General features: G+C 39.8%; 20 protein-coding genes and 5 pseudogenes. 17 read left to right on the top strand and 8 right to left on the bottom strand.

Translation table 11 applies throughout. From position 1 onward, the window contains the following. The first annotated feature begins 11 nt into the window (after nt 1-11). From AF333_RS18055 to AF333_RS18050, 3 genes are all read left to right on the top strand, one after another. Complete coding sequence (locus AF333_RS18055) at nt 12-1,100, top strand: hypothetical protein (protein ID WP_043068591.1); 1,089 nt, start codon at nt 12-14, stop codon at nt 1,098-1,100. Between the two features lie 74 nt (nt 1,101-1,174). Continuing rightward, nucleotides 1,175-1,318, top strand: coding sequence for a hypothetical protein (locus tag AF333_RS35630; protein WP_235496565.1), 144 nt, complete (start codon nt 1,175-1,177; stop codon nt 1,316-1,318). 346 nt (nt 1,319-1,664) lie between these two features. Beyond that, a complete protein-coding gene (locus AF333_RS18050) occupies nt 1,665-2,915 on the top strand; it encodes a serine hydroxymethyltransferase (protein WP_053432716.1) in 1,251 nt (416 codons plus the stop codon). 875 nt (nt 2,916-3,790) lie between these two features. Here the strand turns inward: AF333_RS18050 and AF333_RS18045 are convergent. The 3 genes and pseudogenes from AF333_RS18045 to AF333_RS18040 all read right to left on the bottom strand — a co-directional run bounded on the left by AF333_RS18045 (nt 3,791) and on the right by AF333_RS18040 (nt 6,412). Then, nucleotides 3,791-4,318: an NAD(P)H-dependent oxidoreductase gene (locus AF333_RS18045; RefSeq protein WP_043068593.1), complete on the bottom strand. Its 528-nt coding sequence runs from the start codon at nt 4,316-4,318 to the stop codon at nt 3,791-3,793. A gap of 352 nt (nt 4,319-4,670) precedes the next feature. Beyond that, nucleotides 4,671-4,847 (bottom strand): annotated as a pseudogene (locus tag AF333_RS32020) (winged helix-turn-helix transcriptional regulator); the annotation flags it as partial. A gap of 134 nt (nt 4,848-4,981) precedes the next feature. Continuing rightward, a pseudogene (locus AF333_RS18040) lies at nt 4,982-6,412 on the bottom strand (IS4 family transposase). A 335-nt stretch (nt 6,413-6,747) separates the two neighbouring features. Between AF333_RS18040 and AF333_RS18035 the strand changes: the two are divergent. Both AF333_RS18035 and AF333_RS18030 read left to right on the top strand, forming a co-directional pair. Beyond that, the gene (locus tag AF333_RS18035; RefSeq protein WP_043068594.1) at nt 6,748-7,314 is read left to right on the top strand and encodes a TetR/AcrR family transcriptional regulator; all 567 of its coding nucleotides are present in this window, start codon (nt 6,748-6,750) and stop codon (nt 7,312-7,314) included. Nucleotides 7,315-7,371: 57 nt separating this feature from the next. Further along, nucleotides 7,372-9,228 carry an alpha/beta fold hydrolase gene (locus AF333_RS18030; RefSeq protein ID WP_043068595.1) on the top strand — a complete coding sequence of 619 codons (1,857 nt, stop codon included), beginning with the start codon at nt 7,372-7,374 and terminating at the stop codon, nt 9,226-9,228. Nucleotides 9,229-9,425: 197 nt separating this feature from the next. Here the strand turns inward: AF333_RS18030 and AF333_RS18025 are convergent. Continuing rightward, a pseudogene (locus AF333_RS18025) lies at nt 9,426-9,593 on the bottom strand (winged helix-turn-helix transcriptional regulator); the annotation flags it as partial. Nucleotides 9,594-10,366: 773 nt separating this feature from the next. After that, nucleotides 10,367-10,648 (bottom strand): annotated as a pseudogene (locus AF333_RS34185) (IS4 family transposase); the annotation flags it as partial. A gap of 26 nt (nt 10,649-10,674) precedes the next feature. Between AF333_RS34185 and AF333_RS18010 the strand changes: the two are divergent. After that, the gene (locus AF333_RS18010) at nt 10,675-11,760 is read left to right on the top strand and encodes a serine hydrolase domain-containing protein (protein ID WP_043068597.1); all 1,086 of its coding nucleotides are present in this window, start codon (nt 10,675-10,677) and stop codon (nt 11,758-11,760) included. A 1,062-nt stretch (nt 11,761-12,822) separates the two neighbouring features. Continuing rightward, nucleotides 12,823-12,987, top strand: coding sequence for a hypothetical protein (locus AF333_RS35625; RefSeq protein ID WP_235496564.1), 165 nt, complete (start codon nt 12,823-12,825; stop codon nt 12,985-12,987). A 13-nt stretch (nt 12,988-13,000) separates the two neighbouring features. On the opposite strand, the gene AF333_RS18000 is transcribed toward AF333_RS35625, so the two are convergent. Both AF333_RS18000 and AF333_RS17995 read right to left on the bottom strand, forming a co-directional pair. Continuing rightward, nucleotides 13,001-13,192, bottom strand: a complete 192-nt coding sequence (locus AF333_RS18000; protein ID WP_043068599.1) for a zinc ribbon domain-containing protein — start codon at nt 13,190-13,192, stop codon at nt 13,001-13,003. 106 nt (nt 13,193-13,298) lie between these two features. Then, nucleotides 13,299-14,438, bottom strand: a complete 1,140-nt coding sequence (locus AF333_RS17995; protein WP_043068600.1) for an NAD(P)/FAD-dependent oxidoreductase — start codon at nt 14,436-14,438, stop codon at nt 13,299-13,301. A gap of 302 nt (nt 14,439-14,740) precedes the next feature. On the opposite strand from AF333_RS17995, the gene AF333_RS37535 reads away from it, so the two are divergent. The 7 genes and pseudogenes from AF333_RS37535 to AF333_RS17970 all read left to right on the top strand — a co-directional run bounded on the left by AF333_RS37535 (nt 14,741) and on the right by AF333_RS17970 (nt 19,397). Beyond that, nucleotides 14,741-14,839, top strand: a complete 99-nt coding sequence (locus AF333_RS37535; protein WP_139189131.1) for a hypothetical protein — start codon at nt 14,741-14,743, stop codon at nt 14,837-14,839. After that, a pseudogene (locus tag AF333_RS32010) lies at nt 14,823-15,143 on the top strand (sodium-independent anion transporter); the annotation flags it as partial. The gene AF333_RS37535 and the pseudogene AF333_RS32010, both read left to right, overlap by 17 nt. Nucleotides 15,144-15,440: 297 nt before the next feature. Continuing rightward, a complete protein-coding gene (locus tag AF333_RS17990; protein ID WP_052812377.1) occupies nt 15,441-16,058 on the top strand; it encodes an SMI1/KNR4 family protein in 618 nt (205 codons plus the stop codon). 40 nt (nt 16,059-16,098) lie between these two features. Next, nucleotides 16,099-16,638 (top strand): RNA 2'-phosphotransferase, encoded by a 540-nt coding sequence (locus AF333_RS17985; RefSeq protein ID WP_043068601.1) that lies wholly within the window; start codon nt 16,099-16,101, stop codon nt 16,636-16,638. Next, a complete protein-coding gene (locus AF333_RS17980; RefSeq protein ID WP_052812378.1) occupies nt 16,635-16,928 on the top strand; it encodes an ankyrin repeat domain-containing protein in 294 nt (97 codons plus the stop codon). Before AF333_RS17985 ends, AF333_RS17980 begins: the two co-directional genes overlap by 4 nt. Before the next feature lie 62 nt (nt 16,929-16,990). Continuing rightward, nucleotides 16,991-18,292 (top strand): WD40 repeat domain-containing protein, encoded by a 1,302-nt coding sequence (locus tag AF333_RS17975; protein WP_043068603.1) that lies wholly within the window; start codon nt 16,991-16,993, stop codon nt 18,290-18,292. A 10-nt stretch (nt 18,293-18,302) separates the two neighbouring features. Continuing rightward, nucleotides 18,303-19,397 (top strand): suppressor of fused domain protein, encoded by a 1,095-nt coding sequence (locus AF333_RS17970; protein ID WP_043068604.1) that lies wholly within the window; start codon nt 18,303-18,305, stop codon nt 19,395-19,397. A gap of 40 nt (nt 19,398-19,437) precedes the next feature. Here the strand turns inward: AF333_RS17970 and AF333_RS17965 are convergent, their stop codons facing one another. Beyond that, nucleotides 19,438-19,902 (bottom strand): LysM peptidoglycan-binding domain-containing protein, encoded by a 465-nt coding sequence (locus tag AF333_RS17965; RefSeq protein ID WP_074715353.1) that lies wholly within the window; start codon nt 19,900-19,902, stop codon nt 19,438-19,440. 130 nt (nt 19,903-20,032) lie between these two features. On the opposite strand from AF333_RS17965, the gene AF333_RS17960 reads away from it, so the two are divergent. Genes AF333_RS17960 through AF333_RS17950 form a run of 3 tightly spaced genes read left to right on the top strand, consistent with a single transcriptional unit; the run spans nt 20,033 to nt 24,599 of the window. After that, nucleotides 20,033-21,133, top strand: coding sequence for an ATP-binding protein (locus tag AF333_RS17960; RefSeq protein WP_043068605.1), 1,101 nt, complete (start codon nt 20,033-20,035; stop codon nt 21,131-21,133). Next, on the top strand, nt 21,094-23,475 hold the full coding sequence (locus AF333_RS17955) for a DUF5682 family protein (RefSeq protein ID WP_043068606.1): 2,382 nt from the start codon (nt 21,094-21,096) through the stop codon (nt 23,473-23,475). The genes AF333_RS17960 and AF333_RS17955 overlap by 40 nt, the downstream gene beginning before the upstream one ends. Continuing rightward, a complete protein-coding gene (locus AF333_RS17950) occupies nt 23,460-24,599 on the top strand; it encodes a VWA domain-containing protein (protein WP_043068607.1) in 1,140 nt (379 codons plus the stop codon). Before AF333_RS17955 ends, AF333_RS17950 begins: the two co-directional genes overlap by 16 nt. Nucleotides 24,600-24,617 lie beyond the last annotated feature (18 nt).

Below are 24,617 nucleotides of genomic sequence, written 5' to 3'. Positions count from 1 at the left end.
GAGAAAGTAAAATGAAAAAAATGAAGAGAATTTTAGCCAGCGCAGGTGCAACAGTCATATTATTAACGGGTTGTTCGTCTGTCGGAAACATGGATTTTACTCAATACGCAGTAAAACAAATGGAAATCGCATCGATGGAGTCAAAGGGAGTTACTACTATTAATTTGAAATATGATGAGAAAAAAGTTGAAGATAAAGAAGCATTGAAGTTGTTGAAGTTATTCAGTGACATAAAAATCACTGCGCACATGATTAACGAAAATAAAGATACGATGTCAATTGTGGGTACAATCACAGTAAGAAAGGGTGACATTCCTTTTAAGCTGTTCCTTAAACAAGAGGAAGTCATTCTTCAGTTAGATAATGCAAGTAAGCCGATTCGCATGATAGATAAAACAGGTTCACCATCTGCTAACAATGAAAATTATATTGCTACTATCAAAAAGCTTACTCCGTACATTGTTAAACACCTGCCGAATCCATCTACACTTGAAGTAACATCCAAGCAGGATAAAGTACTGGACGAGAGCATAAATGGGAAGAATATTCATGTGGAAATATATGGAGATGAAATTCCTTCCCTTATTCTTAGCTTCATGGAAGGAATAAGTAAAGATAAGGAAGCTATCGAGGTTCTAGTCAATACCATTAATGAGACAGATGCTTCAGTAAAACTGACAACAGAAACATTCCAAAAAGAGCTGGATACAATGGTTGTTAAACTTAAGGAACAACTTACTACGCTTAAACAAGATAAAACATCACAACAACTCTTCAGCAAAAATAATTATATTAAGGCGGATATTCTGGTTGATAACAAACTCCATGAACGCAAGTCTGATATGACATTCCATTTCGCATTTCCAATCCCTGATGAAAGCGGAATTGAATCCCTGAAAATTGAATCGAAAAATGAAAACTGGAATATAAATCAACCGATAAAAGCACAGAATATTTCAGCCACACAGTATCTTACTGAAGAGCAACTTGGAGTTGATAGGGGTGGAAAAAATTTCTTGGATACCCTAAATAAGGAGTCCAGCGTCTTATACGATATTCTTGTCAATGATCTGGGGATACATGTAGATAAAGAGAAATAGTAAAATTCAGGCAGTATAATGAAATAATGTAAAACAAAAGAGAGTACCGTTCCCAATATCTATATACATCTGATTTGGTGAATCGACCAATTTTTATGGTGGGAGGTAAGAAAAGAAGGAAGGGCGGTGGGCGGGAGCGGTCGGAAAAAGACACGTTGGCCTTTCTTCTACTGGAGCGCAGGGCGCATCCACCCCCTTCTTTTTCTGAAAAGTCCTAAGTGAACCTGACAACAAGCAGTAGCCAGAGTAGCTGCTGCTTTTATTGTTGTAGGGAGGGGTAAAACCTGATGATTCTTTTATATGTATTGCTTTTTTTGAGATTATTATCATAGGATATTCCTATTATTATGATATAGATTATGAAATTGAAAAAATCGCTCCTTTCGATTTATACTGAACCCGATATATGGGACCATCAATCATGTACTTGAAGAGCAACATATTTACGGCAATCTTGGATATTTGGAAGTTGGTCTATCCATGAAAGAACCTGATGATTTATCTCTTCAAGACGTGGAGGCCGTTATTGAAGCAAAAGCAATTTTTTAGGGGGAGGAAAATAAAATGAAATATTTACCTGAACAAGATCCGGATATAGCCGAGGCTGTCAAACAAGAGCTCGAACGGCAACGTGACAAACTTGAACTTATTGCTTCTGAAAATTTTGTGAGCGAAGCGGTAATGATGACAATGGGAACGGTTCTGACCAATAAATATGCGGAAGGCTACCCTGGAAAGAGATATTACGGCGGTTGTGCCTATGTAGATATTGTAGAAGAATTGGCGAGGGAAAGAGTTAGAGAGCTATTTGGTGCCGAATATGCCAATGTGCAGCCACATTCAGGGGCGCAGGCGAACATGGCCGTTTACTCTGCCGCTGTAGAACCTGGAGATACGATCTTGGGTATGAATTTGTCGCATGGTGGCCATTTAACACATGGAAGTTCTGTTAATGCTTCTGGGCAATTGTATAATTTTATTTCATATGGAGTGAACGCTCAATCCTTCCGTATTGACCTTGACGAAGTGCGAAATTTAGCGCATAAACACAAACCCCGTATGATTGTAGTAGGAGCAAGCGCTTATCCACGTACGATTGATTTTGAACCCTTTGCTCAAATTGCCCATGAAGTAGGCGCTTTATTCCTTGTGGATATGGCTCATATCGCAGGCATCGTGGTTGCAGGATTGCATCCGAACCCTGTGCCGTATGCCCACTTTGTGACGACAACAACCCACAAAACGTTACGCGGACCAAGAGGCGGAGTTATTTTATGTAAGAAGACATGGGCACAGGCTATTGACAAAGCGGTTTTTCCAGCTACCCAGGGCGGTCCGTTCATGCACATCATTGCTGCAAAAGCCGTTGCTTTCAAAGAAGCTGCTCAACCCGAATTCAAAACATATATAGAAAACGTGATTCGAAATGCCAAAATTTTAGCGGAAGCATTGATGGCAGAAGGGTTGTGTGTTGTTACAGGAGGAACCGATAATCATATCATTCTCATTGATTTGCGTAATATCGGGTTGACCGGAAAAGAAGCCCAGCAATTACTTGATGATATAGGGGTTACTGTCAATAAAAATGCAATCCCTTTTGATACGAATAGTCCGCTCGTTACGAGCGGGATTCGTCTTGGCACCCCTGCGGTGACAACAAGAGGCATGGGGGTGGAAGAAATGAAGGAGATTGCCAGAATCATTGCACTCACATTAAAAAATCCGCAGCAGTCAGCCGTTCAGGAACAAATGAAGGGTAAGGTGAAGGAAATTACTTCCCGGTTCCCTTTGTATGACGCTAGGACGAACGATTGAAAAATGGGGGAGTATGAAATTAAACATAGACAGTCCCGGACAGGAAAATACCATTAATTTGTGATATGTCCAGCGATATTCTTTCCCGACCTTTCAAAATTTGGACTTATCATTGACAGAAGCGGCGGATTTTATAAAGGGTTGGCTCACAGGGACAGTCGCTCCATTATGAATGTTACATTTAGCCTGCTGAATGAAGAATTGGAAAGGTGCTTATTGCATGAATTGAGGCTTAACGGCTTTATTGGCCTGGAGGGGCACAGAGATGTGGGGCACTTACGGGCTTCTATTTATAACAGTGTCACATATAATCAGTGCAAGGTTTTAACGGATTTTTTAACGGAATTTCAGAGACGCCACGGGTAAAAGAATGTTGTAGGAGTGATTTTAATCAAATATACGGAGCCTTATTCTAAGTACAGGAATTAAAACAGAAAAACCGAGGCGAAGCATATAATATCCGATTGTTTTGGCTTTGATGATATTTATGTGATAAGAGATTGGGGAATATTCTTCAATTTGTTTAATCATATAATGTTTGGTAAATCCATTTTTCATTCATTTTTTCTATTTTAATACGTGAAATAATCTCTAACAGGTCTCGTCCCGCCACGCCGTCAAGCTAGGAGCAACAAATACCCCATGCCCATCAAGTTAAAGTTTTATTGCATCCCTAGAACGAAATTTTTAGGCTTTCTTGTAACAGAGAAGCTTATTTATCGTTGTGGTTCCTTTCCTCATTCTAGTACACCAGGGGGATTGTGCAAAGACAGATCTGCGGTGTAGAATAGGTGCCAAGAAAAAAGGGGAGACAGCAGTTTCAAGTGCCGTCTCCCTACTGGCCGTGTAGTTCCGCTCAGCTGCTCCTTTGGAGTTTATAACGATTTAATAAATTGAATGTATTCTTGGGAACTGAAATCAACCTCTTGACTGGACGGCTCATGTTCTGCTCCATAAAATGCATAAAATGGCTGATAGTTTGCTTGTGTATACGTACAGATTGTTTTAAACGGACGTAGCAACTCCTCTAACGTATACTTGTATCTGCCAGTCGATGAATAATCTTTTGATTTGATCCCAGCGGAAACTGCAAAGCTGATCTTTTTATTTTTAAGTTTGTCTCCTCCTTTACCGTATGCCCATCCTTCTACAAATATATCATCAAACCACTTTTTCAAAAAAGGTGGGCAGTTAAACCAATAGATTGGGAACTGAAAAATGATCGTACCATGTTCTTCAATTAACTTCTGCTCTTTGCTAACATCAATGTTCTCATCTGGATATGCTTTGTGTATCTCATGTACCGTAATTTCTCCTGGATGCTTTCTCAATTCCTCCAACCATCTTTTGTTAATAATGGAGCTTTCAATATTAGGGTGAGTAACAATAACCAGTGTTTTCAAAGAATCCACCACTTTCTATTAGATATATTTGTCTCGTTCGGTACTGAGTATATCTGACGATTAGAAAAAAAGTAAGTATGCACATTTAGGAAAGCACCTTACCTAAAGGAGAGTATAAGTAGCGAGCTTATACTACAACAAAATCAAGACATATTGGAAATACAGACTTCATATTCTTCATATTATTGGAAATTCCATAATCGGTGAGCCATGTGCTGAATTTCCTTCACGAGGCAAGTCTTAACCATGAAGAAAGGTACATTCCTCAAAATGGAATGTGCCTTTGCGTCGCTGTGTTAATGCTCGCCTTGCCTAAATTTCACTTCACCAAAAACAGAATACCGTACTGGTCTTATGATCTATTCGCGATTCCCCATTCACACATGGTATCTAACACCGGAATAAGGGACTGCCCTCGTTCTGATAAACTGTACTCCACTTTAGGAGGGATTTGCGGATATTCTTTTCTTACCACGATTCCATCCGCCTCTAATTCCTTTAACGCCAAACTTAGTGTCTTGTGGGAAATACCCCATCGCCATCAAGCTAAGATTATATAAGTTTAATTTCACGTGAGATTTTTTCTTTTTTCTAAAGATCCAGTGTAAGTTCTTTAAAGATTTGCATAACAAATAAACCCTATCGGGTTTCAATTTTTTTGGATTACGCTACATGATTGTGAGACATAGAAAAGTTGTATACGACACCTAAGATATCAAAGACTGTTTTTTTCTCATACCTATGTGCTTTTCGTCCGTTTTTCTGTAAGAGATTAAACAGACGAAACAATATCTTTGTTAATTCTTGAGTGTCTTTTTGTAAAGATTGATAAATAAGTGAAAAATAATCTTTGATGATATAAATTGCTTTATATTCACTTAATTCTCGTTTCTTCTTGATGAGGAGTAATTGGCGCATTTGAAACATGGTGGAGGAACAAAGAAGGATACTTATTAATTGTCCGTATAAGTGACATTCTAGTCGTTCTAATTTTACAGAATTACAGTGGTGAATACGAAAAAACGATTTCCATGTTTTAAAGATAAGTTCAATTTGCTATCGTAAGGAGTAAAAATCGTATACTTGTTCCTTTGGTAGATATTCCAAAGGAATATTTGTAATGTAAAAGTTAATTGCACTAAGCCGCTTACTGCGTTCTTTATAGGTAATTTGCTTCTTATGTTCTTTAGATGCTAAATCCTTTTGTCTACGTTTCATTTGCGTTTCAGTTAATTTATACAGAATTAGTCTTGCCGGAAGCTTTTGATACATTCCAATATAAATCTCAGGAATTTCATATGTTTCACCGGACTGTAATTGGTCAATGAATTGCTCCATATCTAATTGGATGTACTCAGAGTGCTTTTTTATTGTTCCATTTTGAAAGTATTCAGGCTCTTTATTCTTCTGATATATACGTGTATTGAGCTTTAATCTTGAAATAAAATAAGCATTACTCTTGTCTATCGTATGTAGGTCCTTTAAATCGAAGTACCCTAAATCACGTATACATACATCGTTCGGTTGAAGGGACGTTAAACAAGTAGAACCATACGTTTTATCATTGTTTTTTCCTGATCCTACATGAACATGTAGAAACTGGCCACTTAGTAAGTCATACTCTAGTTGAATTTTCACGCCAGCATTTTGACCACTACCACCTGAACCTTGATATGTAGAAGTGAATTTATCTGGAACCTGAAAATGTGTAGAATCCAATACACGAATACGCCGAAAATAGTTTGTATACAAAGTTGGAATTTTGCTAGAAGGACAAAATTGTTGATGAAGTAAATGTGCTAAGAGTTGTTGTAAAAACTGAACAGCCTGAGAATTAAAACGTTGATTGAGTCCTTCAGGACTCATAGAAATACCTGTGTTAGCTTCTAATCGACTACATAATTGTGTCAATGAAGTATGGGCTATGTTTTGACTTAACCAAATACATAAGGCTACTAAATCTTGTGCGCGATATTTACTTTTTCGTTGAACAAACCCTACTTTTCTTGCTAACTGTTCCAAAGCATGCGGTGACATATATCGTTTTAACTCTTTAGAAAACAATTCTAGTTCATCAAAAATCGATAAATTCATATCAAAAACACCATCCTTTCTGTATATTTCTACAAAAAGAATAGTGTTTTTTTCGTTTTATGGATACAATTTCCCTTTAGCTTGATTGTGATGGGGCGGGACCCCTATAACTGTTTATCAATATAATGAAAATGGTGAAGTTGAAGAAGTCCTATTAGACGATAGTGAATTAACAATTTCGGGTTTCAGTTCAACTTTATTCAAAATAAGATTTTTTTACAGTAAAATCAATGTTAGTGGAACTTTTTTAATCAAACTTTTTTCTAAATTAACATAAATACTTGCAACATTTAAATTAGTACTATATAGTTCTAGTTATGACAAAGGTAAAATTAATGAATCAAAAACGTGTGATTGAAGTAGCTGCAACATTATTTTTAGAAAAAGGGTTTGCTTATACAAGTATGGATGAATTAGTACGTGTAAGCAAAGTTTCAAAGTCTAATGTGTATTATCACTTTTCTAATAAGGAGGAATTATTAGAAGGGGTCGTTGATTATTGGATTGAAATGTATCAATCTGCAATTGATGACGTACTTTCTCAGAACCAATTTTTAGTTGAAGATCGTATCCAACTGTTTTTAAAGCAATTATCACAAGGAGTTCAGTCGAGAGAGTATAAGGGGAGCTGTCCATTTGTTACTCTATATATTCAAAGTCCTAAACAGGCCACGCAAATAAAAGAAAAAATAGGTCTTTTTTTTACAGAATTACAAAAGAAAGTTTCTCTATTACTTAAACAAGGGGTAGAGAATGGGGAATTCAGAAATACGATTAATATTGATGAGGTTGCATCACTTTTTATTACAAATCTTGAAGGAGCGTTATTTATTTCAGAAACATTGAAGGATGCAACTGTAATCACGAAAACAGCAGATCAATTTTTTAACTTGCTTCGATAAAAGAAGCTTTTTTTTACATCAAATTAGTACTAAATAGTACTAAAAAGGAGATTTTATATGAGAACAGTATTTTTAACTGGTGGAACAGGCTTTATTGGAAAGCAATTAGTGAAAGAATTAGCCAAAGAGGATGTTAAAATGCTTCTTTTAGTGAGGTCGAAAAGTAAAGCAACACGCATTTTTCAAGAAAGAGACATCTTAAAAAAGGCAGTTATGCACTTTATTGAAGGTGATTTGACGAAAATAGATTTAGGTCTAAGTGCTGAAGATAAGGAGAGGATATTGAAAACGGATGTGATTATTCACGCAGGAGGCCCCATGGATATTCAAGCGACAAGTAAAGAGGCAGCTTCCGTATTTTTAAATGGCGCCAAACATATTAGTGAATTAGCTAAAAGTATTCATCAATTGAAGGGCTTGCAACAATTTATTCATGTTGTAGGTTATATGAGTCCCTTTGATGATAAAAATAGCAAGATTGCAATTGATGTGTTTAAAGAAGGAAACAATTATTTGAAAATAAAAAATCCATATGAGAGAACAAAATTTTTAGCAGATCTTTATATCCGTCAGCAGGCATCAGCAGTAGGTTATCCGCTTTCTGTAATTAATCCGCCAACTGTAGTCGGTAGTAGTAAAACAGGGAGTACAGAGCAGATAGCAGGATTAGGTTTGCTTGTGATGAGTATGCGAAGAGGGCTCATGCCAGTGATTCCTGGAGGTAAGGGATATAGTTTACCACTTATTTCAAACGATGAGCTTGCGAAGTTTATTGTGCAGGTTTTCAGATTGGAGCAACCGACTATTCAAACATATACACTTGTTGAAGACAAACAGCACGATCAGAACATTGCTGAATTATTAAGTATTATGTCGGAAAGTATGAATATGAGGGCACCAAAAATCTCTGTCCCAATGCCACTTATGAAAGCAATTATGAATAGTGGAGTAAGTAAAATAACAAAAATCCCTTCTGATGGACTGAATTTTATTACAAAACGAAAATTTTCAAATGTTTCAGCGAAAAAAATTATGGGAGGAGATTGGTTTAAGAAGACGAGTGTAATGAAATTTTTCCCTGCCGTAGTAGCTGATCTGGATTATCGAATGATGTATCAAAATGGCCAGCATAATCATTTATTTAAACGAATATTATGCGATAACACTACCCTTTACCAATTACAAGGAGAGGGTAAACCGTTTATTTTATTACATGGTTTATTGAGTGATGGAGAGGATTTATTTCCTTTAGCACAAGATCTTCATGAAAAAACTGGTCAACCTGTATGGATCTTGGATCTTCCAGGTTTGGGACGTTCTCCTTTTAAACGAGAGAAAAATCTTCTAGATATCTATTTGAATGTAGTGAAAAAGTTATTGGAGAAAGCTACTAATGGTGCACATCTAATTGGCCATTCATTCGGTGCATTTATTCTTCTGGAAGTATTGGTACAAGAGTACATAGATAAGAAGTATTCAATCACTTTACTTCAGCCACCTGTTGCTAAAAAAAATGCTAAATCGCTAAATGTTCCTCAATTTATGAACAAATGGACATTAAAATTGGCAACTACTAATTTGATAGAGCGTTATTTATTAAGTAGTGGTTTGTTTGAATGTACGGAGAGCATCCCTGAACATTATATTGAAAAAATAAGTAACAGTTTTACTTCTCCTAGAATTTTAAATACTACGGTTCAGCTTAACAGTTTACTATTGAAAAACGATCAAGGTGATTTCAATGAAGTAACAAAGTATAATCTTAACATTATTTGGGGGGATTATGACAGAGGCTATTCTGCTCCATCGCATCTTGGTAAGGTTGATTTTGTTCCATATGGCCATCATTTTCCTCTTAGCCATCCGAGTGAAACGGCAACATTAGTAATAAAAAATAGTAATACTAGCAGATGAGAGTGTGGGATAAATAAAAAGTGTATAGTAAGATCGTTGTGTCTTTGAAATAAAATCGTACTGTTTGGGGTCCCATCCTATGCCCATCAACTTAAAGATTTTATAACACCCCAAAACGAAAAATGAAATTTTTATTACAAGTTAGCACAAATTTTCGTTCTGGGGGTAGTTGTATTTTCTTAGCTTGATGGTGATGGGGAAATACCCCCAATACACCTTTTCAATTCATTGTAACGAATCACTTTATATTCCGCTAACCAATACATAATAATCATTTTGTATTTTCCACCGATGATCGACAGCGTGTAGCCAAAACCGGTATCGTTTATATCTATCCCGGTTGGGCTGCAATCCTCCATCCCCATAGTTACACTCTCCTTTTGATAAGTATGTGTAATAAATGTACATATTTTACATCTGAATTATACCATTTTATAAGCAGTAGCGAAACCAAATGTGAAAAATTTTCCATTCCATCATCCTGTAGCACTATTTTCCAAGTAAGAAATTTTTTAAAAAGATTGAACAAGTATTTACAAGGGTGTTGATTACCCAGTACGATCCAGATTGGATCGTCACCACACCGTGCCCCAAACGGGCGGCAGTTCGTCTCCCACACGGAAGCGTAGAGAGCCGCTTTTTGCCCTAGGCAGGCGGGACCGCAAAACATCTGGGCAGACACGAAGATGGAGACAGTTGCTGTCCTCTTTCGCCTGGCCGGGGCACACGCTCGGGAAGGGAGACGAAAGGCCTTGTTTGTGTCCCGTTGTGGAGGTCTTTTCCTCTTGGAGCAATCAACACCCTTGGTATCCATAGATGGATAAAAAGAATGACGCGTACGGCGTTCGACCCCTTTGTTTTTCTTGTGGGGAGCGTGTGGCGCCAAGGACGAAACCGACCAGCAACTGTCTCCCGCACTCGAAAAACCCTGATGTTTTGCCGGTCCGGCCTTGGTGCCACAAAGCGGCCGTATCTCTTCCTTGCGAGAAAAAGACGAGGGAGCACGCCGACGCGTGCATCTTATTCCTTCCGATCTATGGATAATCAACAGGTGTGAAGTATTTATTCATATTTTATATCCGTAATGATTTTGCATATATAGCGTATTTATAATATAAATAGGAAGAAATTTCTTGAAAGTATAGGGAGCTCCTCCGGCATATGAATAGACGGAGGAAAATACGTCTGGAAGATGGAATGCCGTTGAATCTAAAATACGAATACGTTTGAAAGTAGAGGTATAGTGAGAGGGAAACGGACTCGGCACAAATTGCATAGCTATAGCATTAAAGTGTTGATTGAGTCCTTCCAGACTCATAAGCACTCCAGTTGAGGCTTATAAACAACTACATAATTGGGTTAGGGAAGTTTGAGCTACACTTCGGCTTATCCATATACATAAAGCCGCTAGATCTTGTGCTGGATTTATTTAAGAGGGGAAAACTGATGAAAATTGAAAATGTGAAAAGAGAAATTGAAGAGAAACTAAAGAGAAAAGTTGCTTCTGATCGATATCTTCATAATGTTTATTTGTTAATACATTCTGATAAGCTGGATATCCACTGGACTATGGCTGAGGGAAAAACGGATGGGGTTTTAGCAAATCCTAACCAGCCCTATCATACTGCTAGCGTGGGTAAGACTTTTACTTCTGTAATCTTAGCAATATTAGTAGAAAAAGGACTCGTTAAATTCGATGACCCTATCACAAATTATTTACCTACAGATATTCTTAAAGATCTTCACATATATAAAGGAAAAGATTATACAAACGATATTCAGATCAAACATTTATTAAGCAATACCTCTGGACTGCCAGATTATTTCGAGGATAAACCTAAGCGTGGTAAAGGATTCCTGGAAGAGATACTTGAGAATCCTTCGCGTTTTTGGACACCACAAGAAACCATCCACTGGTCCAAAGAACATTTAAAACCCCACTTCCCTCCTGGGACAGGAGTTCACTATACTGACACAGGGTACAATCTCTTAGGGCTCATTATTGAAACTATTACATCAAAGTCCTTCCATGAAGTACTCCATGACTATATATTCAACCCTCTGCATATGAGTCACTCTTATTTATCCCAGTTTTCCGAACCTACCATTAAAAGCAAACATCCGGTTGCTCATCTATATCTTAAAGAACTAAAAATAAACGTAGATGACTATATTAGCTTTAGTAGCTTTTATTCTGGCGGTCAAACCGTGTGTACATTAGAAGACCAGCTGATCTTCATGAAGGCTTTGGTTAATAATCAAATTATTCAAAAAAGCACGCTGGACATTATGAAACAATGGAATAAAATGTGGATAGGGATGGATTATGGTTATGGCTTGATGAGGATGCGCTTTCTTCCTTTCACTCAAAAGTATCTTGGCTGGGGGCATCTCGGTTCTAGCGGAACCTCCATGCTTTATTTTCCCAATATGAATGTATATGTTATCGGGGGTTTCAATCAAACGACTTATCAGTCAAAAAGCATGAACTTTATTTTTTTTAACGTTCTGCGTAAATTAGCAAATAATTAACCGATATGCTGTTCCGGATGAACGAACTTAAACAAGAAGGAATTATCGCTTATTCAGGTAAAGCTTTGGCTGCTTCCTAGCCTGCGAAAACAACTTAAGGCTGCAGTTGATGTTTTGGCAGAAATTACAGAACATATAGCGCAGCTTGTCACACAAATTACGCATATTGAAGAGATCGATATTTCTTTGGCCATTGTATCATACAAAAGAATGACCAATTTGGAAAGATCAAATCATTCGCTTAACAGGTGAAGAAACATTTGAATGAATGGAGTTCTACTTTAGAGCCAAGCTTCTTAAGGATGTCATTGATGTTCTTGATGATTATATCGAGGCAGAGAATATACCAACTGTGAAAGAAGTGACTCAAAGAAGGGCTAGAGAAATACATCTTCGTGCTTATCCTGAATATATAAGGCGAATATTTAACTGTGAATATTTACCTTCGAAAGGACAGAAAATAGCGAAGAAATAAACGAGATTACTTGGTCATATAAAAATAATGCACAGTTACAAATAGTGGTATCAAGCTCTGGTGTATATGATATTGCATTGGTTTCACCAAAAGATGCAGCAGGAATTTACTTTATTAAATAAACGCGAGTTTTCTAGGGTAGGAAGCAAGTATTGATTTTCCACAAGGCTTGTTGTGTTAGAAAGTTTAGGCTCCCAATAGTTCCTTTTACGGGACATAGAGGGAGTGATATCGAGACCGTGTGTAGGGGTATAGATAGATGGTAGACGAGCATTTCATGTGGCCCCATCTTTTAAACAAGACAGATAGACCTTTTTTCCATTACTATAGAAGAGGTTCGTAATGTCGATTAAAAGGACCTTCTGTAGTTGGTCTTAGCTAGAGTTTTGTTGTAAGAAGTTAGGACACGCCTTATGCTAATGGGCATTCGCACAACGGATTTCCCTACCAGATTGTATTTATGCATGATACGATGAATACACTTATGTTTCATTACCACGCTTTTTTGGGTTTTCAACTTCATCTTCATATTTTAAGGGAAACCTTGCTTTTTATATACATCTGATTTGATACATCGATAAATTCTTGTGGTGAGAGGTAAGAAAAGAAGGAAGGGAGGTGGTGGGAGCGGGCGGAAAAAGACACGTTGGCCTTTCTTCTGCTGGAGCGCAGGGCGCATCCACCCTCTTCTTTTTCTGAATCGTCTTCTTCCAACCACGCTACCCTGTCAAAATATCAAGTGTAATTTATAATAAAAGCAATGGATTACGCTCCGAGCTTTCGGAGCCCCTCCTGTTTGATATTCATCGCAGCATTTTTATCTCGTTCATGCTTCTTTCCGCAGGACGGGCAGACCCAGGTTCGTTCATTCAAGGTAAGATAAAAACGATCAATGACGACCGAGGTACGCCCTTTTTGTTTAGCTTTATACGTCAAAAATGTGCGGAATAAGAACATACGTTTCTTTCAACCTCTCTTAGGCGAGAAATATAAAAGAAGGGTGATTCATCTCCCTATTGAAATACGGAGGATTCTCACCCATTGATCCTAAAACTTGAAGCTTTTAACTTAGTTTCCACAAGTAATACTTTTCAAAAGCGATTTTCAACAAGTGGGGAATAGCTCCATCTGAAGCCCATTCAATAAAGGATGAGCTCAATTTTGAGGTGGGATATTTAATCATAAACATGCCGCCATCCGTTCCCAGTTCCATTAGTCCTAGTAAGCTATTTTGATATTCCTTCTGTTGTGTCTTTCCTTGAATTTGAAAATAAATGTTTTCTGCCGCCACTTGTCCTTGCAATTCTGCGGCTCGCCCGTTTTTAATGATTGGCATATCCAAAATTATGTTGGTATCACCTACAGCATAAATATTTTCCCACTGAATGGATTGAAGATAGGAATTAACAGGAATCAACCCGTTTTTGTGGTCCAAATTTTTTGACGCAAAAATATAGTCTGCGCCTTTGTATGGCGGTAAAATGAGTGAAAATGAATAGGGAACTGATATGCCATTACTCAAGTATACTTGTGTTGCATCAACCTTCTCTAAAGAAACATTGCAATAGTGGGGAATTTGTTTTTCTTGCATATGCTTTTTTAAAAGTTTTGCAACTTTTTTTCCTGTATGATCGAATAATTCTTGTTCATATGTAAAATAAGTAATAGATGATTGTATTTTTTTTTGCTTTAGATAGGCATCTAATTCGAATAGAAACTCATATGACATACCAGGAGAAGGATTTCCTTGGGCAACTCCAATAACGACAGGATCGCCTGACTTTAGATATTCAACCCGTTTCTTCGTTTTCAAGGCACCTTCGGTATCATAAATGGATAAAGTATTTCCTTTTAACCCCTCAATTTTTTCATAATAAGGGAACCCACCGGTAGCTATGACTAGAAAATCATAATTTAGCGTCGTTTGATCTTGGAATGCAACTTTGTTTTCTTTAGGCAAAATTTGTGTAACGTTATTCTTTATGAATTGCACGCCAGCTTTTTGTAGAGCAGGGCTTAAAGGAATTGATATGTCATCTATTTTTCGTTGACCAAACGGAACCCAAATAAGCGATGGACGAAATAAAAAACTTGGTTTATCTGCAACCAAAATAACCTCATGGTTACTGTCCTGAAGTTTTTCTCCTAACCATAAAGCGGTATTTAGTCCACCAAAACCTCCACCTAAAATGACAATTTGCATAAAAACCACCTTTGATTTTTCTGTGTGATTCCACAGGATACATCCTTACTTTATCTGAATGATTGTGAATTTTGATTATTTTATCCAAAACTTTGGTTTATTAATCAGGGGGTACCACCTACTTGTTATTAAACTTCCTACTCTAGGAAGATTCCTTAAAAGGTTTACAAAAAAATGACCACCAGTCTATCGAGAAAGTCTCGACAGACTGGTCTGGCGTATGCCCGTATTTTCTTAATAGAATAACTAGAAGAACGATGGGAAATTATACAACTAAATCATTGTCATAAGGAGCAGGAATCATGCTATGCCTTATGGGGATTTTTAGACTCGGTTCCTTAATTAAATTTATTCTGAGACCTGTCATCATCGGGTTCACTTGTTTTGCTTATCATCGCTAAGGTTCTTTCAGATGACACCAAGGAAAATAGAAAAGTGCGATCCCATGTCGTAAATGAAGCCCATGATTGCCCACAAATTAGCATATATTCATTACAAACCAAAAATCTTGATTTTGCGTATGGGAAAAGTTCCATTCATGGATACCACAGGCGCGTCCTATTTTAGAAACAAAATGGTCTGGTTCTTATTTCTGGAGTCGTTCCTTCATTGAAAGAGGCGTTAGAAAAAACAGGATTATATCGTGAAATTGGAGAAGAACATTTCTTCAACCATACTGGACAAGCGATTAATTATGCGCTGACTTAAATTGAAACAAAGAAGTGTGTAGGCTGTAAACATTTCCCAAGACCGGAGATGGGGGTATTACTGCCCGTTAAGGCGGGATAAATCAAATATTTTTGAAGTGATATCACCCTTTTTTCTTAATTCATTTCTGCTACATTTACCACTAATATCCTATTTTTTTCATAATATTTGTATATTGTATGTGTTGCTCCTATAATTAAAATAAGAACTAACGTTTGGTTTTGTAAGTTTATCAGCCTATTACTTACTTCCTCCTTTCAAGAAACGATCACTGTTATAAAAGGATGTGAGAACATGAACATGCAAACAGACAAAGAATTCATTGCTCTTTGCTTGGATACCTATTTTTCTAAACATCATCGTGTACAGATGAGATTACCGATAAAAACCGATCCGGAAGATGGCGGTGTCCCTTTATCTATGGTAAATGGGGAGGTGGATGAGGAGGGATACGTAGAGTGGAAAATGCTACCCTCTACCGTGACCGGGGAGGAGGTAACCGAAATCGAGAAAAGCTTACCTGCTCCTTTTCCCCCTTTATTCCGTGCGTATTTAACGACGAGATTTGTTTTGGATATGCAGGTTGTTAATCCACCTTACTTTTTTATGTTTCCGGAATTGCCTGCTGACAATCCCTTTCGAGATATAACATTCACTCTGCAGGCGTGGAATTTGTTGCTGACTACAGGGTATATCCCTTTTGCAGAATACCAGGATGGATGGGGACCGGTTTGCTTTGACACGAAGCAGCAAACAGCAGATGGTGATTATGCAATTGTGTGGTTCGATCATGAACATCTTTTGCATGAACTTGACGAAGAAGACTATAGATTAAGAGAAAAAGTAGAGTCATATGCACAGTCGTTGTTTCCTTCCTTTCGGGTATTCATGACTGAAATGTTCCTGCATTAATCGTTAACATATCATACACCATGATAAGGAGAACAGTATGATGGACTATATAAGACTTAGTAAAGAATTGTCTTATGCCCTGCGACATGCTCCGTGGGAATACGAGCTTGAGCTTGATGAAGAAGGATGGGTTAATAGTGAACAGTTGCTGCGAGCCTTTAGAGAGACTTCACATTGGAAAGAGCTTAACGAACAGCACCTTCTGAAAGCGATCGAAACCTCGGATAAGAAGCGACATGAAATAAAAGATGGAAGAATTAGAGCTTTATACGGTCACTCAACACCACATAAGATTAGTAAGCAAGTAGAGAAGCCACCAGAGGTTCTCTTTCATGGTACGCCTCGTTTTTCCCTTGCCAATATTATGATAGAAGGTCTCTTACCAAGAGGAAGACAATACGTTCACTTATCGGCCGACACTTCTATGGCGTTGCAAGTCGGTAAGCGTCGGGATAATCGACCTGTGCTCTTGCAGATTAGAGCTGTGGAGGCTTGGCTTAACGGCATTGTATTCTATAAGGGAAATGATCAGGTGTGGTTGGCGGATCATATTCCTCCACAGTACATTCAAACTATGTGAATGTACAGAATGATGAGGGGCATACACCGTTTCACATTGTTCTATACCCGGAAGTGGCAGCATGTTTATTGGACCATGGAGCAGAAATTAATATCACTTCCTATGATGGAAGTACCCCATTGCATACACAGGTGGCTGAAGGGGAGGAAGCGCTGGAGGTCATTGAATTACTGCTAGTGCATGGAGCGAATAAACAGGCAAGAGATATGGACGGCAAAACTCCGTTGGACATTGCTAGGCGACGAGAGGAAGTCGAAATCATAGAGTTGCTCACAGCAGTTGATAAGTGAAGATTTTGCATACATAAAATAAGCTGTATCGGTTTATCCGATAGAGAGAGGAGAAGAGATTTATGGATTGGACCTTATATGAAACGCAATCAAAAAGATGGCGAGATGAGGGAAAACAATACGCTACAGCTATCAATGCATTCGTAGAAAAAGGCATGCGAGATGGCTGGGATAGCGTAGAGGCTGAACCGCAAGAAACACGTATAGATATGGCACAAGAAGTCCTGAAGGTTGTTCGCCAGGCAAACGAATCAGGCGAAATTACCGCTTTACGTAAATATTTTCCTCCTTCTTACGGACCGCTAATCGAGCTCATCCGTGAGAAGGGGCAAGCAATCCGTTCTGTTTTTTATATTGATGACAACCGGACAGTATTCACGGTCGGAGCTTCATGGGAAGCAACTACGGTCTATTTGCTTACTCGTGATCGATTCGAGGTCCTGCCGAACGTTAGTGGTGTTGGCCGTTCCTCGGATGGGCGAATCTATGCGCTTGCTTATGAGGATGGAATTTATACATACGACGGGTGGCAGGGAAGCCAGCTTCAGCGGTTCGATTGGCCAACCGGGTTGGAAGGAATCACGGGAGAGTGGGCGACAGAACCTATGGAGGATGCACGAAGCATTACAGAACTTATTCCGTTTCCCGATCGTCAACGCCTTTTGTTAGTGAATGCTACAGGAGTTTATGTGCTATCTGCAGAGGGAACTAAGCGATTACATCCCGATGAGGCAACGATACAGGAGTGGAAAGAAGATTTGGAGGAAGGCGAGCCATTACAAATCGATATGGAGCATGGAGCTATTTCCAGAGATGGAAAATGGATCGCATTTGGCTCACAAGATAGCGAGCATCTTATTTTGGACGCTGAGCTGAATATACACAATGTGTGGTATCCAGAATCGTCGTATCCGCATTATGCCTTATTCTCCTACGACAATCATAAAGTTTTGTTCAATGCGTGCCATTTTTACAATGGGGTAAGTATTGCGGTACCGCTTGAACAGACCGATTCTTATGACACAACAAATAAGGACGGGAGCCAGTTTATCGTTGATGATGAATGTCGCATATATGCGGGGGTAAGTTGGGGAGATGTATTCATTGTAGGTGATGCTTACGGATATATACGTGCTTGGAGCACAACAGGAGAATTTCGCTGGCGGTTATTCGTCGGATCTACGATAAGCGGCATGGATATATCTCCCGATGGAAAAATACTGCTTGTCGGGACATACGGAGGCATGTTGCACCGCATTCGCCTTGATATGGGCAGAGATGAATACACGATCGGAACCGGCGATCATAGTGAAGAACGCCGCTGGTTGATTTGGAAAGAGGAACAGCAAATTCTTGCCTGGTAAAGGAGACAATATGGAATCCAAGACGTTGATTGAAGAACAATCCCCTTTATGCCCGATCGTAGCATTTGTCGAAGAATCCAATCAATGCGTCTATTTTTATCTGATGGAGCACCCGGATTCAGAAGCACGAAGATTTAGAACTGTATGGGTACGGAATTATGGTGAGGCACCTGATGATATCTCCTCTGTTGAAGACATGCGTTCCGGTTTGCCGCCGCGCTTACCTGCTTCGTTTTGCGCGCATCCCGATGGCGCAGAGAAGCTGAGCCCGGAAAAGCTAGAAATCGTCTGGTTTGAAGAGGGGGATGCTGCAGCCTTATTATATGAAGAAGATGTTCTTGCTGTCATTCCGGGCTGGGGTGGAAATGATGAATATCCCGGCTATGCGCGTGATTGTATTGGAATGGCGCCGTATGGGATGCCTTTAGGCGATCCTTCTGAGAATGTCTTGTTTAAGCGGGTAGAACAGGCTAGACAGTTCTGGCAAAGTTGGGATGAAGAGAGTTGGCCACAGTTGCAAGCAAGTCTTTTGCAGGCGATTGAAAATAGCCTGGGAAAACATACGAAATATTACGCGATCGACGGCGGAAGCTGGCCGCCGAGGGCAATGATTACTATTGAACAAGGAGATGTAACGTATGTTGTGACCGTTGGCGTTTCGCTTGTACCACAGCCTGTCGTAGAGCAATATACGGAGGAGCCAGAGAAACATCGTCGTATTGAGTTAGCTCTGGCGCTTCCTACCGTTTTACTGCAACAAAATGAACAGGGAATTCTTCAATACATAAGCGGTTTGCCTAATATCCCGTGGCAGCAAATCACATGGATAGGGCACGGGCATACGATCAATAGTGACCAATTCTCGGGTGATGAAGAGTTTACGGCTATCCTGCTTGTTCAATCGCCGGAACATGCACCGCATATTCCATTTGCATCTTATCGGGGAGATGACATTTCTCTTCTTTGGATGGTCCCGATTACGGAAGCCGAGCATGAATATGCGATGCAGAACAGCAGTATGAAGTTACTACAAAAAGCAAAAGAAACGACAGCAGATTCCCTTTGGCTTTTTGATGGTCAGGCCAAATTTTCCCTATCACGATAGTCCGGCTTTCCTAATGGATAAGAAAGTAGATGTCATTTTTTTAAGTCGTTTCGTATGGCTGTGTTCCTGTAGGAGGAACTGCTGAATAATACGTCCCGCCTGGGGACATACCCTGCATATAGGGATAGGCTGTCATTTGCTGTCCCTGAGCCGGGTAGGGCATTGGTGAAGCAGGCGTCTGTTGTTCCATATACAACGTTTGACAATACATCTTATCTAAACGAGGGATATTGACGACGTTACCTGGACTCAGAGCAGACGGATTTTGAAGGTGAGGATTCATTGTTTCAAGAATCGGCTGAGGTACGTTGTATTTTTTGGCCAGTTTCCTCATCGTGTCTCCTTCTACGCATTCATGCTGGGAATACATGCTGTCACGCTCATCTTCTTCCCGAAAAAAAGGAAAAAAGAAGGGAGAGATGAAAAAGAATGGGAAAAAACGACGTCGCGGAAAAAAGAAAGGGTTAAAGAAAAAGGGGCTTCCAAAGCCAAATTGTCGTTCCATATGTTTTCCTCCGTTACCTATAAGTAATTTGGTCATTTGACTATGTTTATAGTATGGGCTTTGGTGTTATTTGTTCATAAAGATAAAAAAATAGGCTTGGTTAAGAAGAAAAGGGAGGGAATGAATAGTCATGGATACGATAAAACCACCTGCAGAAAGCCTTTATGAAAAAGAGTTACAAGCACTCCGGTTACACGACACAGCACCCAAACCACCTAACTGGCTTTTATCTCCCAAGGCGGTTCGGGATTTTATTCTTGGTAGGGATACACCGCTAGATTTGAACGGAGAAAGTGTAAAGATTACCCGAAAGTTTTATGGAGATGATGTCTTAATTGAACGGGCGATCGTTTCTCTGGCCGGAAATCGTGGTCTGATGCTTGTTGGCGATCCGGGAACGGCAAAAACGATGCTTAGCGAACTTTTATCTGCTGCAATTTCCGGTACGAGCACGAATACGATCCAAGGCACTGCTGGTACAACAGAGGATATGATTAAGTATTCCTGGAATTATGCCATGCTACTGGACAAAGGCCCTTCATATGAGGCCCTGGTACCTTCTCCTTTATATACCGGAATGAAAAAAGGAATCATTACTAGATTCGAGGAAATTACGCGCTGCCCTGCCGAAGTACAGGATGTACTAATTAGTATTGTAAGCGATAAAGTAATGAACATTCCCGAATTGGAGGATGGAGTTTTGTTCGCTAAACCAGGCTTTAACATTATCGCTACAGCAAACATCCGCGACAAAGGTGTGAATGAAATGAGCAGCGCATTAAAACGGCGCTTCAATTTCGAAACGATTTTCCCGATTAATAATGTCAAGATGGAAGCGGAAATTATCGAGTCACAGGCAAAGACGATGTTGCGCCAGAGTGGTGTTCCAATTGAGACAGACCGCGATGTTGTAGAGCTATTAGCGACTACTTTTTTAGAATTGCGGACGGGGAAGACGCAGGAAGGCTACAAAATTGAAACACCACAGGCGGTTATGAGTACCGCTGAGGCCGTTTCCGTTTATGTACAAAGTGCAATGACCTCTCACTTTTACGATGACAAGCCGATTTCTTTAGAACGGCTAGTACAAAATATGTTAGGTGCTGTCGTCAAGGACAATCATAAAGATCTGAATGTACTGAAAACGTATTTTTCTAAAGTGGTAAAAGAAAGAGCAAAGGGTGAAGGGCTATGGGAGGACTATTACAACACGAAAAAATGGATCAAATAACGGCGCTTTTCGCTGAAGAAGTTTTCAACTTTGAAAAGCAGGTTGTCTACTTTCCGGTACGTCATCATAGTCCTGCCTGCTCTCACCATTTGCAAAAGACAATCGCAGCCTATAAACCGGAGATGATTTTGCTGGAAGGACCAGAGAATAGCAACCATCTCATCGATATTCTTACAGCGGAAAAAACAAAGCCACCCGTTAGCATTTACTACGGCTATACGACCGAGGAACATACATACGTCTGCTATTATCCTTTTCTCGACTATTCGCCTGAATATGTGGCGCTTAAAGAGGCAGCACAGCATGGAATCCCTGCCAAGTTTATCGATCTCAGCTACGGTAGTCGCCTTGAGAGCTTGGAGCAAGGTCATGATTTAAAGAAAGAAAATAAAAAGCTTTCCTATCATGATGAAACATTGCTGACGGGCTCGTCGTTTATCCAGCGTTTGTGTGAGAAGATGAAGTGTCGAACATTCGATGAGCTATGGGAAGCCGTGTTTGAAATCGAAGGCATAAAGAAGGAGACACCGGATTTTGTCCGTGATGTATTTGCTTATTGTTATTTATCGAGAATGGCATATGAAGATGCCGTTCTCGAAGAGGAAGGAAATTTCATCCGTGAAGCACAGATGAAGCAGCACGTTGAAACAGCGAAAAAAAAGTATGCGAGAATTCTAGTCGTCACCGGCGGGTTTCATACATACGGTTTAATTGAAGAACGTAGGGTAACATACAAAGTAAGGAAAGCGACAGGCGAAAAGGTATATCCAATGGTGTATACATTTCCAGAAGCAGATCAACTCAATGGCTATGCCAGCGGTATGCCGTTTGTAAATTATTACGATATGATCTGGCGAGCTTTATGCCAGCAAAATCCTTTGCCTTATACGAAAAGCAACGTAAATCTATTAGCAGAGCTGTTGCGTACGATACGAAAAAAAGGGGAAAGCGTATCGGTTGCTGATGCAATTGAGGCAAATGACCTGATTCATGGACTAGCGTCCCTACGATCAAAGCGTGAGGGTGGAGCATACGAACTGCTTGATGCTGTTACATCAGCATTTACGAAAGGCGAACGCTCGATAGCCACTTCCGGTCCACTCGAGATGTTGCGGGACATCCTGACTGGGAATCGTATTGGTGAAGTGGCCCCAAATGAACTGGACGTGCCGATTGTACGCAACTTCAAAGACATGTGCAAGAAATACAAGCTACACATTCATACTACGGGAAAAAAGCAAAAGGTGCTGGATGTGTATGCCAAAGCTTTACATCGTGACAACAGCCGCTTTTTTTATTGTTTGCAGTTTCTAGAAGTGGACTTCTGCCAAAAAGAGTCGGGACCAGACTGGGCAAACTATAAACATATCAATCTGGTAAGAGAAAGCTGGAAGTACAGCTATTCTTCCTTTGTCGAAGCAAGGCTTATTGAAAACTCCGTGCATGGCGGCAGCATTCGAGAAGCGGCTATCCATAAGCTTGAAGGTATTATCAAGCAATTGCCCAACCATAACAGCTACGAGGCGGCAAAGTGGTTGTTGGAAGCAATTCTAATGGGACTGGAGGAATTAAGCGGCCGATTGTTCCATATGGTTGAGGAATATGTTAAACAGGACAGTTCTTTCTCCTCTCTTTGTCAAACGTTCCACACCCTGTCTCTTTTATATGAACAAAAGCGCTTGTTTGCGTTTGCGGAGAGCGAACGCGTGGAGAAGCTGATTAGTGAAACGTATTACCATGCCGTCAGCAAAATCTACGAGCTCGCGCAGCCAAATTCTGATGAAATCGAAGGGATCATCGAGAATCTGAAGCGTCTCTATATGATAACGACGAAGGAAGGATTGGTACTTGCCAAGGAAATCTTCCATGACCAGCTAGTTGAATTACTTCATGTTAAAACGCTCCCGCCTCAGTTGGAAGGAGCTATTGCAGCTATTTTGTTTAACCTTAATCTGCTTGAACGAGAGGAAATCGTCCAACGGGCGAGGGCCTATATGTTCGGGACGACAGAAAAAATGATGCTGACGGCCCGTTATTTACAGGGCGTATTCATGATTGCTCGTGATATTTTTTTATACGATAGACAATTGCTTGGTGATTTGGATCATGTTATTGGTAGTCTTTCATATGAAGATTTTTTGCAGATAGCACCTGAGCTAAAGCTTGCGTTTACGTATTTTAGTCCGATGGAAATTATCACAATCTCTGAAAATGTGGCAAATCTTTATCAGACGAGTATGGAAGAGATAAGCTGTTCTGCGCTTGATGAGGAGATTCTGATAAAAGCGAGGAATCTCGACGAGACGATTCGGAAGGAGTTTGCCAGATGGAATCTCGTATGAAGCAAGAAAATGTGAATCGCTGGCGGTTACTTCTAGGTAAAAACGCCGCCGACCCGTTGACAGGCATCGAAGGGTATGAAGAGGCAAGCTTTGCATATGGAGAGATTGATGAGATTTTACACTATTTGTACGGACGAGAATATGGTGACGAGCGAGGTTACCGCAGGCAGGGGGGACAGGAAGGCTCCTCACTTACAGTCCCTGCATGGTTGAGTAAAATTCGTACGATTTTCCCAAAGGAAACGGTCGAGATATTGGAAAAACAGGCGCTAGAGAAATACAATATGACCGAATTGTTGACTGATCGGACAGTGCTTGAAAAACTAGAGCCGAATATGCACCTGCTTAAAAGCATTTTACAGTTTAAAGGATACATGAAAGGTGAGGTCATCCAGAGCGCCAAGGAGATTGTCCGCAAAGTAGTAGAGGAGATAAGAAGGAGTCTCGAGTCAGAAATTCAGACAAGCATAATCGGTGCGATAAACCGCCAGAAGCGAGGCTATAGTAAGTCATTAAAAAATCTCGATGTACAAAGAACAATTATTAAAAATCTAAAAAACTATGATCAGAAAAATAAGCGATTCATCCTTGATCAGCTGTATTTTCATAGTAATGTCCGGCAGCATAATAAATGGAATATCGTTATTCTTGTTGATGAAAGTGGCAGTATGCTTGACTCGGTCATTTACAGTGCTGTTATGGCAAGTATTTTCAGTAAACTGGCAGCTTTGAAAACACACCTCGTTATCTTTGATACTAAAGTAGTGGACTTGAGTAGTCAGCTAGAAGATCCGATCGATTTGTTGATGAGTGTGCAACTGGGCGGGGGTACGCACATTGCCAAAGCACTTAAGTATGGCAATACGCTGCTAGAGAACCCGGGCAGAACGATTTTTATTCTCGTTAGTGACCTAGAAGAGGGGTATTCCATGCATGAGATGTATCGTACTAGCCAGGCTATCATTGATACAGGATGCAAGTTCCTTGTCCTAACTGCCCTCGATTTTGCAGGTAATGTACATTATAACAAGCAAGCGGCTCGTACGTTGTCGGATATGGGTGCGCATGTGGCCGCGATTACGCCTAATGAACTGGCACAGTGGATCGGAAAGATTATTCGATAAGGAAAAAGGGGAATGGAT

Origin of the sequence: Aneurinibacillus migulanus (assembly GCF_001274715.1) — a bacterium.
GTDB lineage: Bacteria > Bacillota > Bacilli > Aneurinibacillales > Aneurinibacillaceae > Aneurinibacillus > Aneurinibacillus migulanus.
Note: the sequence above shows the minus strand (reverse complement) of the source record. Positions and strands in the feature narration are given on the sequence as shown.